Below are 16,207 nucleotides of genomic sequence, written 5' to 3' on the forward strand. Positions count from 1 at the left end.
AAGGGTTGAACGGGCGGGTTCGGATCGACAGTTAACGACGGGAGCGTCACCGACCGCGAAGGGCCGCAGACAGATGAGACCGACGATGGCGGCCCTCTCCCTGCTGACGCTGTGCGTGGCGGCCGCCTGCGGCGATGAAGGCGGCGCCCGCAACAACACCGGCCCGCCCTCGATCAACAGCGTTCCGCAGACGGCATCGACACTGCCGCCCGAGGCCCGGATCGTCGACAGCCCCGACGTCATCGACCGGCCCGGAAGCGCCATCGTCGTGATCTACAACCACGGAACTGAGCGGCCCCAGCGCCGCGAGGACTGCGACGCCTACCACAACAGCGTACCGCCGAGTCTCCGCCGACTCAGGATGGAGCGCCTCCATGTCTACAAGCTCTGTTCGGAAACGCTCGAGGACCGCGACCGGCCGACGGGCAATTACGTCTATCACCGCGTCGACGAGATCGCCGAGGCGATTGCGCGGCTGAACGCCCTGGGCGTCACAGCCGAGCGCATCTTCGTGGCAGGCCATTCGGCCGGCGGCTGGTCCTCACTCATGGCCGCCATCGAGCATGGCGACAGCTTCAATGGTGCAATCGCCTTCGCCCCGTCCTTTGCCGGCCCCCGCGACGAGATCAACGTCTACCCGCGCTGGCGGCAGGAGGCGCGGCCAAGGCAGATCGCGCACATGAAGACGGCGGAGAGGATGGACGCGCTGGTCTTCGCCTATGAGGGCGACCCGTTCAACCGGCCGCAGGAACTCCGCTTCCTGACCGAGACCTGGCCCGATTCAGTGCAGCTCGTGGGCTATGACTGCAATGGTCCTGGACACCTGACGCATCTGCGCGACTGCCGGGAGGCGGCGACACGGCACATGATAGCCACCTTCATCGAGTCCGAACTGGCGGAAGCGCGGCCCCAGGGTCAGTAGCCGAGTTCGCGGAACAGGTCCTTCTGGTTGACGCTGCCTTCGGAATTGTCGACCAGGCGGATCGGGTACTTCCCCGTGAAGCAGGCATCGCAATAGCCGGCCTTTGCGCCGCATTCGGTCTCGTCCTCGGGGATGTCGGTCTCGCCGACCGCCCGGTACATGCCCGGAACCGAGAGATAGCGCAGGCTGTCGACGCCCAGATGACGCTCCATCTGCTCAAGATTGGCGTACTGATTGAAGATCAGTTCCCCCTTGGAGGGCGTGTCGACGCCGTAATAGCAGGGGCTGCGCGTCGGCGGGCTGGCGATGCGCATGTGAACCTCGCGCACGCCGGCGTCCCGGAACATCTTCACCAGGATCTTCGACGTGGTGCCGCGGACGATGGAATCGTCGACCAGGACCACGCTCTTGCCCCTGACCATGTCGCGGTTGACGTTCAGCTTGCGGCGCACGACCTGCTCGCGGCTTTCCTGATCCGGCTCGATGAAGCTGCGGCCGGCAAGCTGGCTGCGCGTCACCGCCAGTTCGAACGGGATACCGCTTTCCTTGGCGTAGCCCACTGCGGCCGGCGTGCCTGAATCGGGCACCGGGATGACCATGTCGGCGCTGTGCGTCTCCTCCTTCGCCAGCTCCCGGCCGATGGCCTGGCGGATGCTGTAGACGTTGCGGCCTTCGACGAAGGAATCGGGACGGGAGAAGTAGATGTATTCGAAAATGCAGAAGCGCCGCGGCGCGGCGCCGATGCGGCGCGTCTGCATGCCGTCCTCGTCGATGACGATCATCTCGCCGGGCTCGATATCACGCACGAAAGTGGCGCCGACGATATCCAGCGCGCAGGTTTCCGAGCAGATGATCCAGGCGTTGTCGAGCCGGCCGAGCACCAGCGGCCGGACGCCGGAGGGATCGCGCACGCCGATCAGCTTCTTGGCCGAAAGGCCGACGATCGAGTAGGCGCCCACGACGCGGCTCAGCGCGTCGATCAGGCGGTTGGCGAGCCGGCGCTCCCGGCTGCGGGCCATCAGATCCAGGATCACCTCGGTGTCGCTGGTCGACTGGAACCGGCGTCCCTCGGCGCGAAGTTCCGCCTTCAGGGCCATCGCGTTGGTCAGATTGCCATTGTGGGCGAGCGCGAAGCCGCCGGTCTCGTCCAGATCGGTCCAGAGCGGCTGGATATTGCGGATCGACGCCGGCCCCGCTCCCTTGCCGGACGTGGCGTAGCGCGTATGGCCGATGGCCGACGAGCCGACCAGCCGGGTCAATGGGCCGGCGCCGCCACGATCTGCCTTGCCCTTGCCGAAGACGTCGCCGACCAGGCCGACGGCCCGGTGGACCAGGAACTGGCTCTTGTCGAAGGCGACGATGCCGCAGGCCTCCTGGCCGCGATGCTGCAGCGCGTGCAGTCCGGTCGCGGTGATGGCGGCGGCGCGGCTGGGGTTGTCCTCGTCGGATCCCGCGCCCCAGATGCCGAAGACGGCGCATTCCTCGTGGAAATGATCGTCGTCGGCATCGAAGGGACGCGTCGTCAGCATGTCATTCATTCAGGGGTCACCGGTCATTGGTGTTACCGTCGATCATCCGCTCGAGCTGGCGGCTGTCTTCTTCGCTGTAGCCCTTGCCGGGCGTCTCGTCCTGGCCTTGCAGACGGCGGCCCGCGTCAATCATGTCTTCGGCCGCCCCGGCCTTGTCGCGGGCATCGTCGCTCGCGGCGCGGGCGCGCTCCTTCAGCGCCTGCGGCACCGTGGAAAGCACTGTCTCGGCGGCCTGCTTGATCAGCGGCAGGCTGCGCGCGTCCCTGACCGTTTCGGGCGGATCGTCGGGGGCGATGTAGTCGATCACCAGCCAGAGCGCAATCACCACGAGCGCACCCCGGGCTGCGCCGAACAGGATGCCCAGCAGCCTGTCGGCGATGCTGACCGCGCCGCTGCGGCGCACGCGGCCGGCAATGAACTGGGTAACGATCATCAGGATGACAAGGGCGGCGATGAAGATCGCGACGGCCGACACGATGTCGGCGCCGAGGCCGTAGCCGATCTGCGCCTCGACCCACGGGCTGACATGGGGAAAGCCGAAATAAGCGGCCAAGGCCGCTCCGACCCAACTGGCGAAGAACAGCACTTCCCAGACGAAACCGAAGAAGAAGCTGAACAGCACCGAAATGGCGATGATGCCGATGACGACGAGGTCGGCGAAGGTCATACGCCCGGTTCCTCGTCCAGGGGGAAAAGGCTGAACAGCCTGTGCAGCCCGTCGATCTCGGTCGTTTCCAGCAGATCCCGCCCCTCGGAGCCTGACGGCGCAATGGCGCGGCGGAAACCCAGCTTGGCCGCCTCCTTCAGCCGCGCCTCGGCCCGGGCGACACGGCGCACTTCGCCGGCCAGCCCGACCTCCCCGAAGACCACGGTGGCCGCCGGCAACGGCCGGTCCGCCAGCGACGAAAGCAGCGCTGCGGCGACGGCCAGGTCGGCGGCGGGCTCGCCGATGCGCAGCCCGCCCGCGACGTTGAGATAGACTTCGTTCTGACCCAGCGAGAGCCCGAGACGGGTATCGAGCACGGCCAGGATCATGGCCAGCCGACCGCTGTCCCAGCCCACGACGGCCCGCCGGGGCGTTGCCAGCGGCGATGGCGCCACCAGCGCCTGAATCTCCACCAGGATCGGCCGGCTCCCCTCCATGCCGGCGAATATCGATGCGCCCGCCACCGGCTCGTCGCGGTCGCCCAGGAACAGCGCCGAAGGGTTGGGTGTCTCCATCAGCCCCTTCTCGGCCATCTCGAAGACTCCGATCTCGTCGGCGGCGCCGAAGCGGTTCTTGACCGCGCGCAGGATCCGGAACTGGTGGCTGCGGTCGCCTTCGAAGTACAGCACCGTGTCGACCATGTGCTCCAGCACGCGGGGTCCCGCGATCTGCCCGTCCTTGGTGACGTGACCGACCAGGACTACCGCCGCGCCCGACTGCTTGGCGTACTGCACCAGTTCGTGGCCGCAGGCCCTGACCTGGGCGACGGTGCCCGGCGCGCTGTCGAGATTCTCGGAGAAGACGGTCTGGATGGAATCGATCACCAGCAGATCGGGCGTCGGCCCCTGATCCAGAGCCGCCATGATCTCGCCCAGCGCGTTGGCGTTGGCGACCTTCATCGCGGCGCCGTCCACGCCCAGCCTGCGGGCGCGCATGGCGATCTGCGCCGTCGCTTCCTCTCCGGAGATGTAGACGACCTTCTGGCCGGTCGCGGCCATCCGGGCCGCGGACTGAAGCAGCAGCGTCGACTTGCCGATACCGGGGTCGCCGCCGATCAGGATGGCCGAGCCGCGCACCAGCCCCCCGCCCAGAACGCGGTCCAGTTCGCCGACCCCGCTGGTGCGGCGCGGCTCATCCAGTGTCTCGACGGAAAGATCGGTCAACTCGGCGGCCCGCTTGCGGCCGCCGCCCTGGATCACGCCGAAGGCTCGGGGCCGCGCGCTGGCCGTTTCCTCCTCGACGCTGTCCGACGCGCCACAGGAGTCGCAGAAGCCGCGCCATTTCGGATAGACCGCGCCGCATTCGCGGCAGACATATCGGCGGCTCGCCCTGGCCATCTCAGCCCTGAACTGCCTCCATCACAGCTTGCGGACCTGCATCTGAATCGGTCCCTCGGCCCGGCCGTGGACGAACTGGTCGACATAATCGTTGCCCGAATCGTCGATGTCCTCGGCGGCGCCGGCCCAGAGGATACGCCCTTCGTAGATCATCGCCACCCGATCGGCGATCTTTCGCGCCGAGGCCATGTCATGAGTGATCGAAACCGCGGTCGCGCCCAGTTCCCGCACGCATTTGACGATCAGGTCGTTGATCACGTCGGCCATGATGGGATCGAGCCCGGTCGTCGGCTCGTCGAAGAAGATGATCTCCGGGTCCGTGGCAATGGCGCGGGCCAGCGCCACGCGCTTCTGCATGCCGCCCGACAGTTCCGCCGGCATCAGTTCGCCGACTTCCGCGTTCAGGCCGACCTGCGCCAGCTTGGCCTCCGCGGCCTCCCGCGCTTCCGAGCGCTTCATACGCCGGCCCTGGATCAGGCCGAAGGCGACGTTCTCCCAGACCGGCAGGCTGTCGAACAGGGCCGAGCCCTGGAACAGCATGCCCATCTTCTTCATGTGCTTCTCGCGCTCGGCGGGCCCGGCGTCGGCGATTTCCTCGCCATCGATCCGGATCGAGCCGCCGTCGGGACGGACGATGCCCAGGACGGTCTTGATCATGACCGACTTGCCGGTGCCGGAACCGCCGATCACAACCAGCGATTCGGCTTCGCCCACTTCCAGGTCGATGCCGCGCAGCACCTGCTTCGAACCGAAGGACTTGGTGACGCCCTTCATGGCGATTTTCGGCTGGGCGTTCATTGCGCGAAGAAGAGCTCCGTGACCACGTAGTTGGAAATGAGAATCAGGATCGAAGCGCTGACCACCGCGTTGGTGGTGGCGCGGCCGACGCCCTGGGCGCCGCCGCGGCTCATGAAGCCGTGATAGCAGCCCATCAGCGAAATCAGGAAGCCGAAGATCGCCGCCTTCACCAGGCCGGAAACGACGTCGTCCACGTGCAGGAAGTTGATGGTGCTGGAGATGTAGTTGCCGATGTTGAAGCCCAGCTTCTGGGTGCCGATCACGAAGCCGCCGAAGACGCCGATGATGTCGGCGACGAGCACAAGCAGCGGCAGCATGGTGGCCCCGGCGATCAGGCGCGGCGCGACAAGATACTTGAACGGATTGGTCGACAGCGTGGTCAGGGCATCGATCTGCTCGGTCACCCTCATGGTGCCGATTTCGGCCGCCATGGCGGCGCTGACCCGGCCTGCGACCATCAGGCCGCCGATGACCGGCCCCAGTTCGCGCGTGATGCCCAGCACCACGATCGAGGAGACGAGGCTTTCGGCATTGAACCGCGACCCGCCGATGTAGATCTGCAACGCGAGCACTGCGCCGGTGAAGAACGCGGTCAGACCGATTACCGGCAGCGAGTAGTAGCCGATCTGCAGCATCTGCCGCAGCAGCAGCCGAGGATACCAGGGCGGGGTCACGCAATGACGCAGCCCATGGCCGGTAAAGACGCACAGGCGACCGATGGCCGCCAGGAATTCGAGAATGACACGTCCGACCAGCGCGAAGATATTCCAGCGCGAATTCAAACAGATGCTCCCACATAGTCGCGGGCGTAGCGTGCGCCCAGACCCGTGAGCAGTTCATAAGCGATCGTGTCGCCCTTTGCAGCAAGTTCGTCGATATCGACGCCGTCGCCGATGAGCGAAATTTCCGCTGCCGGCTCCACCCGGCCCTCCGGCACACCGGTGATGTCAAAGCTGATCAGGTCCATGGAGACGCGGCCGACCAGCGGCACGCGATGGCCGGCAATCACACCGAAACCGCGGTTTCCGAAGGATCTGAGGTAGCCGTCGCCATAGCCGACGCCGCAGGTGGCGATGCGGCCGGGCCCGCCGAGCCGATGGGTCGCGCCATAGCCGATGGTCCGCTCCCCCGTGACCTCGTGCACCTGCAGGACGCGCGCCTTCAGGTGCACGACTTCCTTCATCGCGCCACGACAGAGGGGCGAGGGATTCGAGCCGTAAAGCGCAACGCCGGGACGGACCAGGTCCATGTGCCATTCCGGATCGAGGAAGATGGCGGGCGAATTGGCCGCGCTCCGCGCCGCGCGGGGCAGCCTTCCGGTGCGCTCGCGGAACAGCGCGAGCTGGTGGGCGTTCATCTCGTGCCCCGGCAGGTCGGCGCAGGCCGGATGGGTCAGCCAGGCCCGGACGTCGAGCCCGTCGAGCAGCGCGGGCTCGGCGATCAGCCGCTCCACCGCCTGCCCCAGCAGGCCGAGACGCGTCATGCCGGTGTCGAGATGAATGGCGCAGGCAAGCCGCCGGCCCAGCGCCGCGGCATGGCGCCGCCAGCGTTCGATCTGGCCCAGGTCGTTCAGCACCGGAATCAGGCCCAGCGCGGCGTAGTCGTCCTCCGCCCCGGGCAGAAGGCCGTCCAGAACGTAGACGACCGAATCCGGCGCATGGCGGCGGACCTGCTCGCCCTCGTCCGGCAGGGCGGTGAAGAACGTCCGGCAGCCGGCTGCGGCGAGGGCCGGGACGGCATGGGCGATGCCGATCCCATAGGCGTCGGCCTTGACCACCGCCGCCGTCTCTGCGCGACCGGCAAGCCGATCCAGCAGCCGCCAGTTGTCAGCCAGCGCGCCGAGGTCGATGGTCAGGGTCGCTGCCGCGAGACGTTTCGGGATCATGACCATGTCCATTCGCACCGGATCGCGGCGAATTCAAGACGCGCATCGTGGCCGCGCGGTGCGGCGACAGGACCTTTGCGATTCCGGCCCCGGCAGGCGATTGTCCGCCCGTTGCGAACTCCAGGAGGCCAGCGTCATGAACGATCGGAACCGGCTGAAACGACTCGAGGGCCGAATCGCCCTGGTCACCGGCGCCTCCCGCGGCATCGGCGCAGCCATCGCGCGGCGCTACGCCGCCGAAGGCGCGCACGTCGTCGCAGTCGCCCGGAACGCCGGGAAGCTGGAGGAACTGGACGACGAGATCGCCCGGCTCGGCGGCAGCGCCACGCTGGTGCCCATGGATCTGAAGGAATGGCAGTCGATCGACGGGCTCGCCGCACCGCTGGCCGAACGCTTCGGCCGCCTCGACATACTGGTCGGCAATGCTGGCCTGCTCGGCACGCTGACGCCGATGGCCGAAATCCAGCCCGACGAATGGGAGAGCGTGTTCCGCGTCAACGTGCACGCCAACTGGCGGCTGATCCGCGCCACGGACCCGCTGCTGCGCCGTTCCGACGCGGGACGCGTGCTTTTCGTCACCTCGGGCATCACTCGCCGCGCGGCGCCCTACTGGGGCGTCTATGCCACGACCAAGGCGGCGCTGGAGAAGCTGGCGCAGACCTACGCCGCCGAGGTCGATAAGACCGCCGTCCGGGTCAATGTGATCAATCCCGGCCCGACGCGGACAGCCATGCGGGCGACGGCCTTCCCCGGCGAAAACCCCGACACGCTGCCCCATCCCGACGAGATCATGGAGGCCTTCGTCGCCGCCGCCATGCCCGACTTCCAGGGCAACGGCCTCTGGATCGCCGCCGACGAGACGGCGCAGGCGGCCGGGCCGGCCAACTGAATCCCGCCGCTTTACTTGGCTCGCCGCTCCACTACCCTTCGGCCCTGAACAACAGTCCGACCGGGGGGACAGACGACATGACCATCACGAATCGCCGCGTGATCTTCGAGAAGCGGCCCGAGGGCTGGGTGAGCGAGGATTGCTTCCGCGTCGAAGACGCGCCGGTGCCCGAACTCGGCGATGGCGACGTGCTGGTACGCAACATCTACATGTCCGTCGATCCCTACATGCGCGGGCGCATGAATGACGAGAAGTCCTACACGGCCGGTTTCGCGCTGGGCAAGGTCATGCAGTGCGGCGCGGTCGGCGAGATCGCCGAAAGCCGCAACCCGAAGTTCGAGGCCGGCCAGATCGTGACCGGCATGCTGAACTGGGAAACCCACACCGTGGTGCCTGGCGGCGCGGGGATCGTGCGGATCGACCCCGCCCTGGCGCCCCTGCCCTATTTCCTCGGCATCCTCGGCATGCCGGGCTTCACCGCCTGGTACGGCCTGCTGAAGATCGGCGAGCCGAAGGCAGGCGAGACGGTCTATGTATCCGCCGCTTCCGGGGCCGTCGGACAGGTCGTGGGGCAGATCGCGAAGCTCAAGGGCTGCCGCGTCGTCGGCTCGGCGGGCGACGACGCCAAGTGCAAATGGTGCGTGGAAGGCTGCGGCTTTGACGCCTGCTTCAACTACAAGACCGTCGACAGCGTGGAAGATGCACTGAAACAGCACTGCCCCCACGGAATCGACATCTATTTCGAGAACGTCGGCGGGCGGATGCTCGACGCCGTGCTGACGCGGCTCAACCCGTTCTCCCGCATCGCGCTGTGCGGAATGATCAGCCAGTACAACCTGAAGCAGCCCGAAGGCATCCACAACGTCCGCAGCCTGCTGGTCAACAAGGTGAAGCTGCAGGGCTTCATCATCTCCGACCATTTCGACCTGCAGCCCGAATTCATGCGTGACGTGGGCGGATGGCTGAAGGACGGAAAGCTGACCTACCGCGTCGACGTCGCCGATGGCATCGACAATGCGCCGAAGGCCTTCATCGGCATGCTGAAGGGCGAGAACTTCGGCAAGCAGGTGGTGAAACTCGGCGACGACCCGTATCAGGCGTAGTCCGACCGGCGCGCGGACGACGGCGTCCGCTCAGGTCACCGCCGCGATGTCGTGCATGAGCTGACGCCAGTCGACCCAGTCGAAGAACACGCTGGCCCAGATCAGGGCGAAGATGGCGGCGGTAATCGCCGTGGTCAGCGCGAACTTGAACAGGATGCGCGGACGCACGGGTGCGCCGTCGGCCTGTCCGGGCACCAGTTCGATCCCCTCCTCATAGGCGTTGCGCACGCCGATGGGCAGCACCGCGAACAGCACCACCCACCAGATGATCACGAAGATGACGATGCCGCCGACGACCGACATGTTCAGGCGACCTGTTCCAGCTCCACCAGCGTGCCGCAGAAGTCCTTCGGATGCAGGAACAGCACCGGGTTGCCATGGGCCCCGATCTTCGGCTCGCCATCGCCCAGCACCCGTGCGCCCTCACCCTTCAGCTGGTCGCGGGCGGCGATGATATCGTCGACCTCGTAGCAGACATGGTGCATGCCGCCCGAAGGATTGTTCTTCAGGTAGTTGGCGATCGGCGAGTTCTCGCCCAGCGGATGCAGCAGTTCGATCTTGGTGTTCCCCAGATCGACGAAGATGACGGTGACGCCGTGATCGGGCTCCGGCTGCGGCGCGGAAACCTTCGCGCCGAGCGTGTCACGGTATGTCGCCGCGGCTGCCTCCAGATCGGGCACGGCAATGGCGACATGGTTCAAGCGTCCGATCATCAGACGGCCTCCTTCAGCTTCTTCACAGACACCTGTTCGCCGTCTTCCAGGCGAACGACCTCGCATTCGGTGATCGGTCGGCGGCCGTTGATCTGCCGCACGACGCGGCGCAACGCCCGAACCGCCGCTTCCGCCAGCGCGTCATCGTCGGCCGGACGGCGGCCGTTGACCCTGGCGATCTCCTTGTCGATGGCGATCTCGATATCCTCGGTGAGCTGGCGCAGGCCCTTGCCATCGGCCACGCCGAGCAGCACGACCCGGGGATCCTCCACCAGCTCGCTGTCCTCGTCGACGACCAGGACGATCATGGCCGCGCCGTTGAAGGACAGCTTGCGGCGGTGCTGCAGCATCGCCGAGGCCATGACGACCAGACCGGACGGATCGACGGCCAGGCGTCCGGTCGGCACCTCACCCACCAGCTGCGGTTTGCCAGGGGCCAGGCGGAGCACGTCACCGTTCAAAATCACCTGAGCCGCCGGCACACCTCCCTCCTCGACGCCGAAGCGGGCCTGTTCGATCAGGTGGCGCGCTTCGCCATGGACGGGCACGAGCAGCTCGGGCCGGACAAGCTCGTACATGCGTTTGAGTTCTTCCCGGGCCGGATGACCGGAGACATGGACCATGTGCTCCTTTTCCGTGATCACCTCGACGCCGGCCAGCGCCAGGGCGTTGTGCACGCGCATCAGGGTGCGCTCATTGCCGGGAATGATCTTGGAGGAGAAGATCGCCGTGTCGCCCCGGCCCAGCGCGATCGTCGGATGGTCGTCGAAGGCGATGCGGGCCATGGCGCCGCGTTGCTCGCCCTGGCAGCCGGTGCAGAGGAACAGGACCTTGTCCGAGGGCAGATCCGCGGCTTCGCGGTCGGAGAGCGGCGGGCGCATCTTCTTCAGGTATCCGCATTCCCGCGCGGCCTCGTAGAACTTCCACAGCGACCGGCCGACCAGGGCGAAACTGCGGTTCGCCGCCTCCGCCGCCGCCGCCGCGCTTTCCAGACGCGCGACGTTGGAGGCGAAGGAGGTGATCACGATACGGCCCGTCGGACGGGCCTTCACCAGGTCGATGAGGGACCGGCGGACATCCGCCTCCGACCCCGATGTGCCGGGCGTGAAGACGTTCGTTGAATCGCAGACCAGTGCCAGCACGCCCCGGTCGCCCCAGGCCTTAAGCGCCGCTTCGTCGGACATCTCGCCCAGCAGCGGGTCGGGATCCAGCTTCCAGTCGCCGGAATGAAGCACTGTGCCATGGCGGGTCTCGATCGCCAGCGCCTGCATTTCGAGGGTCGAGTGGGTGAGCCCGATCATGGTGACCCGGAACGGGCCGAGATCCAGAGGCGCTTCGTCACGCACGATGTGCACCGGCACTTCGTCGCGCAGCCCCGCTTCCTCCAGCTTCAGCCGCAGCGATTCGGCGGCGAAGGGCGTGACGTAGACCGGGCAGCGGAAGCGTTCCCATAGATGGTGGATGGCGCCCAGATGGTCCTCGTGGGCATGGGTCACCACCAGGCCGACCAGATCGTCGGCCTCCGATGCGATGAAGCTCGGGTCCGGGACCACGAGGTCGATGCCGGGAAGGGATTCGTCGGCGAAGGTCATGCCGCAGTCGACCATCAGCCATTTTCCCTCCGCACCGTAGAGGGTCAGGTTCATGCCGATCTCGCCGCAGCCGCCCAGCGGCGCGATGACCAGCCCGTCGCGATGGGGATGGGCGGCGCTCAATTCATCGTCCTCGGGTTGCGCCGCGCGATCATAAGCAGTCCCTTCATTGTCAGGTCGCGATCGATCATGTCGATCTCGTCGGTTCCGTCGTCGAACATGGCGGCCAGTCCGCCGGTCGCCACCACTTTCATCGGCTTGCCGAAATCCTGCTTGATACGGGCGACCAGGCCCTCGATAAGGCCGACATAGCCGTAATAGACGCCCGACAGCATGGCCGACTGGGTGTCGTTGCCGATCACGCGGGTCGGACGCTCGACGGCGATGCGCGGCAGCTTCGCGGCAGCCATGTGCAGGGCCTCCAGGCTGAGATTGATGCCCGGCGCGATGACGCCGCCATGATAATTGCCGTTCTCGTCGATCACGTCGAACGTCGTTGCGGTGCCGAAATCCAGGATGATCGCGGGTCCGCCATAGGCATGATGGGCGGCGACGGCGTTGACCAGGCGGTCGGCGCCGACGTCCCTCTCCTTCTCGATCAGGATGCGGATGCCGATGTCGACGTCCGGATCGCCGACGACCAGCGGTTCACAGTTGAAATAGCGCCGGCAAAGCGTGCGCAGGTTGAACAGGCCCTGCGGCACCACGGTGGCGATGATGGCCGTGTCGACATTGGCGAACTTCAGGTTCACCAGCTGCATCAGGCTCGACAGCCAGACGGCGTACTCATCGGCCGTGCGCGCGGTGTTCGTGCCCGCGCGCCATTCGCCGACGATCTCCTCACCGTCGAAGACGGCGAAGGTGGTATTCGTGTTGCCCGCATCGATCGCGAGTAGCATTTCTCGTTCTTTCCTAGCTTTCCGTTCTCGGGCGGAAGACGTCGCCGGCGGCGATGCGTACCATGTCCCCCAAGTCGTTTTCCAGCATCAGCGCGCCGTCCGGGGCGAGGTCGACGAAGCGGCCATGCACTTCCCGGTCCGAAAGCCGCGCGACGACCGGCTCGCCCAGACCGTCGGCGCGCTCCAGCCACGCGTGCCGGATGGCGGCGAAACCCTTGCGCTCCCACCTCCCGATGCGCGCCGTGAGAGCTTCCACCAGCGCCGCAAAGACCTGCTCCGAGGTGGCGTCCGGGGCGTGCTCGGTCAACGCCGTTGCCGCATAGGGCGTATCCGTCGGTCTGGAGGCGACGTTGACTCCGATGCCGACGATCACCGCAGTGCGCCCCTCGGCCTGCGCGGTCTCGAGCAGAATGCCCGAGACCTTGGCGCCGTCGATCAGCACGTCGTTGGGCCACTTGCATCTTACGCGGCCGGCTTCATGCACGAAACTCCGCGCCGCATCCGACACCGCCAGTGCGGCGACAAAGGACAGTTCCGGATAACGGCTGAGCGGCGCTTCGGGCGTCAGCGTGAAGGACGCGTAGACATTGCCCGCCGGGCTGACCCAGTTCCGGCCGCGGCGCCCCCGGCCCGAAAGCTGGCGAACGCCTGTCACCACATAGGGTCCGCCAGACAGCATGTCCAGCCGCGCCCGCGCCTCGTCATTGGTGGAGCCGACATCGCCGAGCGAAACGCGGCGGAAGCGAAAGGCTGGCGCGGTCATGCGTGCGGTACCAACCTCATCGGGACGCCACGGAGGTCCGCGCCGCCGCCGAACGCCCCCATGGCGTCCGGCCCCTCAGCCGAAGAGAGCGCGCGCGGCCGCGCCGGCGCTGTCGACCAGCCAGGACGGCACGATGACGAAGGCAACGATCAGCACGGCGCTGACGCCCATGATCAGGCCCAGATCCCGTCCATAGCCTCGGGAGAGCGGCTCCTGGGCCTCATCGAAGTACATCAGCTTGATGATGCGCAGATAGTAGAAGGCACCGACCACGCTGGAGACCACGCCGATCACAGCGAGGACGTAGAGCCCCGCGTTCACGGCGGACATGAAGACGTAGAACTTGCCGAAGAATCCGGCCAGCGGCGGGATGCCGGCCAGCGAGAACATGAACACCGCCAGCGCCAGCGCCATGCCCGGGTGGGTCTTCGCCAGCCCCTTGAGGTCGTCCAGCCCCTCGACCATGTGTTCGCCGCGGCGCATCGCCAGGATACAGGCGAAGGTGCCGAGGTTCATCACCAGGTAGATGGCGACGTAGATCAGCACGCCGCGCACGCCTTCCGGCGTCGCCGCCGCCAGACCGATCAGGGCGTAGCCGACATGGCCGATCGAGGAATAGGCCATCAGGCGCTTGATGTTCGTCTGGCCGATGGCGGCGAAGGCGCCGAGCACCATCGAGAGCACCGAGATGAACCAGATGATCTGCCGCCAGTCCGCCTCCAGCCCACCGAAAGGCTCCAGGAAGGCGCGCATGAACAGCGCCAGCGCGGCCACCTTAGGCGCGGCGGCGAAGAAGGCCGTGACCGGCGTCGGCGCGCCCTCGTAGACATCGGGCGTCCACATGTGGAACGGCACGGCCGAGACCTTGAAGGCCAGGCCGGCCGAGAGAAAGACGATACCGATGATCAGCCCGAGCCCGGCGCGCTCCGAGCCCTGCAGCGCAGCCGCGATGCCTTCGAAACCGGTCGAGCCGGTGAAGCCGTAGATCATCGAGCAGCCGTAGAGCAGCATCCCCGACGACAGGGCGCCGAGGACGAAGTATTTCAGCCCCGCCTCCGTGGCGCGCACCGAATCGCGGCGGAATGCGGCCAGCACGTAGAGCGGCAGGCTCTGCAGTTCGAGCGCGAGATAGAGCGAGATCAGGTCGCTGGCCGAAACCATCATCATCATGCCGAGCGTGGCGATGGTGATCAGCACCGGATATTCGAATCGGTTCATCTGCTCACGCTCGATGAACGACATGGACATGATGATGGAGACCGCGGAGCCGGCGAGGATCAGCACCTTCACGAAGCGGGCGAAGGCGTCGGAGACGAACATGCCGGCGAAGGTCACCCCGTCCTGCGGGCTGCTGACCACCAGCACCAGTGCGACGATCATCGACAGCACCGCCAGCCAGCAGGTGATCCGCACGGCCGAGGCGCTGCGGCTGAAGACGCCGACCATGAGCAGGACCATGGAGGCGATGGCCAGGAAGATCTCCGGACCGGCGAGACCGTAGTCGTGGATCATCACTTCAGCCCCGGTTCGTTGGCGGCCAGATCGGCGGCGGACATGGCTTCGGCCGCGGCGATCGCCTTGTCATGGTTGTCGAGCAGATGCATCACCGACGGCTCCATGATGTCGAGGAAGACCGAGGGATAGATACCCATCCAGATCACGGCGGCGCAGATCGGCGCGAAGATCGCGATCTCGCGCGGGCTGAGATCGCGCAGCGCCTTCAGATCCTCCTTCTCCAGCTTGCCGAAGATCACGCGGCGATAGAGCCAGAGCGCGTATGCTGCGCCGAGGATGACCCCTGTGGTCATCAGCACGGCCACCCAGGTATTGGCTTCGAAGGCGCCGACGATGGCAAGGAACTCGCCGACGAACCCCGCGGTGCCGGGCAGGCCGATCGAGGCCATGGTCATCAGCATGAACACGAAGGCGTAGCGCGGCATGTTGTCGGCCAGGCCGCCATAACGGGCGATCTCGCGCGTGTGCAGCCGGTCGTAGATCACGCCGACGCAGAGGAACAGCGCGCCCGAGATCAGCCCGTGCGCCAGCATGACGAAGATCGCGCCCTCGATGCCCTGCGGATTGAAGGTGAACAGCCCAATGGTGACGAAGCCCATGTGCGCCACCGACGAATAGGCGATCAGCTTCTTCATGTCCTGCTGCATCAGGGCGACCAGCGAGGTGTAGATCACCGCGACGACCGAGAGCGCGAAGATGAACGGCGCGAACTCCATCGAAGCGACCGGGAACATGGGTAGGCTGAAGCGCAGGAAGCCGTAGCCGCCGAGCTTCAGCAGCACGCCGGCCAGGATCACGGAACCCGCCGTGGGCGCCTCGACATGGGCGTCGGGCAGCCAGGTATGGACCGGCCACATGGGCATCTTCACCGCGAAGGAGGCGAAGAAGGCGAGCCAGAGCCAGGTCTGGACACTTGCCGGGATCGCCGTATCCGGCGAGGTCGCCCGCGCGATCAGCTCCGGAATGCTGGTGGTGTCCGCCTGGAAGTAGATCCAGAGGATCGCCAGCAGCATCAGCACCGAGCCGAGCAGAGTGTAGAGGAAGAACTTGAAGGAGGCGTAGATGCGCCGGCCGCCGCCCCAGATGCCGATGATCAGGAACATCGGGATCAGGCCGCCCTCGAAGAACAGGTAGAACAGCACCAGATCCAGCGCGCAGAAGACGCCGATCATCAGCGTCTCCATCAGCAGGAAGGCCACCATGTATTCCTTCACGCGCACCTGGATCGCGTCCCAGCTGGCCAGGATGCAGAGCGGCATGAGGAAGGTGGTCAGCATCACGAACGGCATGGAGATGCCGTCCAGGCCCATGCGATAGGTGATGCCGAAGCCGATCCAGTCGCTCTCCTCGACGAACTGGTATTCGTGCGTGGAACTGTCGAACAGGAACCACACCACCAGCGACAGCGCGAAGGTGACGCCCGTGGTCCAGAGCGCGGCCCAGCGGTAGTTGCGTTTCACCGCCTCGTCGTCACCGCGGATCAGCAGCAGGATGATCACCGCCCCCGCCAGCGGGGCGAAGGTCAGAATGCTGAGAAGGGGGAAATCCGTCATCAG

At 66.5% G+C, this 16,207-nt stretch carries 16 protein-coding genes; 3 read left to right on the top strand and 13 right to left on the bottom strand.

The window, feature by feature from the left end:
* The first annotated feature begins 85 nt into the window (after positions 1 to 85).
* Positions 86 to 922 (top strand): alpha/beta hydrolase, encoded by an 837-nt coding sequence (locus CWC60_RS08975; protein ID WP_164516448.1) that lies wholly within the window; start codon positions 86 to 88, stop codon positions 920 to 922.
* Here CWC60_RS08975 and purF read toward each other — a convergent pair.
* From purF to alr, 6 genes are read right to left on the bottom strand one after another with little or no spacing between them, the layout of a single operon-like run.
* A complete protein-coding gene (gene purF / locus CWC60_RS08980) occupies positions 916 to 2,460 on the bottom strand; it encodes an amidophosphoribosyltransferase (protein ID WP_164516449.1) in 1,545 nt (514 codons plus the stop codon). The genes CWC60_RS08975 and purF overlap by 7 nt on opposite strands.
* Positions 2,461 to 2,467: 7 nt before the next feature.
* The gene (locus CWC60_RS08985) at positions 2,468 to 3,118 is read right to left on the bottom strand and encodes a CvpA family protein (RefSeq protein WP_109793657.1); all 651 of its coding nucleotides are present in this window, start codon (positions 3,116 to 3,118) and stop codon (positions 2,468 to 2,470) included.
* Positions 3,115 to 4,494 carry a DNA repair protein RadA gene (gene radA, locus CWC60_RS08990; RefSeq protein WP_109793658.1) on the bottom strand — a complete coding sequence of 460 codons (1,380 nt, stop codon included), beginning with the start codon at positions 4,492 to 4,494 and terminating at the stop codon, positions 3,115 to 3,117. The genes CWC60_RS08985 and radA overlap by 4 nt, the downstream gene beginning before the upstream one ends.
* A 21-nt stretch (positions 4,495 to 4,515) precedes the next feature.
* On the bottom strand, positions 4,516 to 5,292 hold the full coding sequence (locus tag CWC60_RS08995) for an ABC transporter ATP-binding protein (protein ID WP_109793659.1): 777 nt from the start codon (positions 5,290 to 5,292) through the stop codon (positions 4,516 to 4,518).
* The gene (locus CWC60_RS09000) at positions 5,289 to 6,074 is read right to left on the bottom strand and encodes an MlaE family ABC transporter permease (protein ID WP_109793660.1); all 786 of its coding nucleotides are present in this window, start codon (positions 6,072 to 6,074) and stop codon (positions 5,289 to 5,291) included. Before CWC60_RS09000 ends, CWC60_RS08995 begins: the two co-directional genes overlap by 4 nt.
* On the bottom strand, positions 6,071 to 7,177 hold the full coding sequence (gene alr, locus CWC60_RS09005) for an alanine racemase (protein ID WP_206419846.1): 1,107 nt from the start codon (positions 7,175 to 7,177) through the stop codon (positions 6,071 to 6,073). Before alr ends, CWC60_RS09000 begins: the two co-directional genes overlap by 4 nt.
* A 136-nt stretch (positions 7,178 to 7,313) precedes the next feature.
* On the opposite strand from alr, the gene CWC60_RS09010 reads away from it, so the two are divergent.
* Positions 7,314 to 8,066 (top strand): SDR family NAD(P)-dependent oxidoreductase, encoded by a 753-nt coding sequence (locus CWC60_RS09010; protein ID WP_109793927.1) that lies wholly within the window; start codon positions 7,314 to 7,316, stop codon positions 8,064 to 8,066.
* Between the two features lie 77 nt (positions 8,067 to 8,143).
* Positions 8,144 to 9,169 (top strand): NADP-dependent oxidoreductase, encoded by a 1,026-nt coding sequence (locus CWC60_RS09015; RefSeq protein ID WP_109793662.1) that lies wholly within the window; start codon positions 8,144 to 8,146, stop codon positions 9,167 to 9,169.
* Between the two features lie 30 nt (positions 9,170 to 9,199).
* Here CWC60_RS09015 and CWC60_RS09020 read toward each other — a convergent pair whose 3' ends face one another.
* From CWC60_RS09020 to CWC60_RS09050, 7 genes are all read right to left on the bottom strand, one after another.
* Positions 9,200 to 9,472: a DUF1467 family protein gene (locus CWC60_RS09020; protein WP_109793663.1), complete on the bottom strand. Its 273-nt coding sequence runs from the start codon at positions 9,470 to 9,472 to the stop codon at positions 9,200 to 9,202.
* Positions 9,473 to 9,474: 2 nt separating this feature from the next.
* Positions 9,475 to 9,882 (bottom strand): methylmalonyl-CoA epimerase, encoded by a 408-nt coding sequence (gene mce / locus CWC60_RS09025; protein ID WP_109793664.1) that lies wholly within the window; start codon positions 9,880 to 9,882, stop codon positions 9,475 to 9,477.
* The gene (locus tag CWC60_RS09030; protein WP_206419847.1) at positions 9,882 to 11,597 is read right to left on the bottom strand and encodes a ribonuclease J; all 1,716 of its coding nucleotides are present in this window, start codon (positions 11,595 to 11,597) and stop codon (positions 9,882 to 9,884) included. The genes mce and CWC60_RS09030 overlap by 1 nt, the downstream gene beginning before the upstream one ends.
* Positions 11,594 to 12,373 (bottom strand): type III pantothenate kinase, encoded by a 780-nt coding sequence (locus CWC60_RS09035; RefSeq protein WP_109793665.1) that lies wholly within the window; start codon positions 12,371 to 12,373, stop codon positions 11,594 to 11,596. Before CWC60_RS09035 ends, CWC60_RS09030 begins: the two co-directional genes overlap by 4 nt.
* 13 nt (positions 12,374 to 12,386) lie before the next feature.
* Positions 12,387 to 13,136 (bottom strand): biotin--[acetyl-CoA-carboxylase] ligase, encoded by a 750-nt coding sequence (locus tag CWC60_RS09040; RefSeq protein WP_109793666.1) that lies wholly within the window; start codon positions 13,134 to 13,136, stop codon positions 12,387 to 12,389.
* 75 nt (positions 13,137 to 13,211) lie between these two features.
* Positions 13,212 to 14,648 (bottom strand): NADH-quinone oxidoreductase subunit NuoN, encoded by a 1,437-nt coding sequence (nuoN, locus tag CWC60_RS09045; RefSeq protein WP_109793667.1) that lies wholly within the window; start codon positions 14,646 to 14,648, stop codon positions 13,212 to 13,214.
* Positions 14,648 to 16,204: an NADH-quinone oxidoreductase subunit M gene (locus tag CWC60_RS09050; RefSeq protein WP_109793668.1), complete on the bottom strand. Its 1,557-nt coding sequence runs from the start codon at positions 16,202 to 16,204 to the stop codon at positions 14,648 to 14,650. Before CWC60_RS09050 ends, nuoN begins: the two co-directional genes overlap by 1 nt.
* Positions 16,205 to 16,207: the final 3 nt, after the last annotated feature.

The organism is Minwuia thermotolerans (assembly GCF_002924445.1).
Taxonomy (GTDB): Bacteria; Pseudomonadota; Alphaproteobacteria; order Minwuiales; family Minwuiaceae; genus Minwuia; species Minwuia thermotolerans.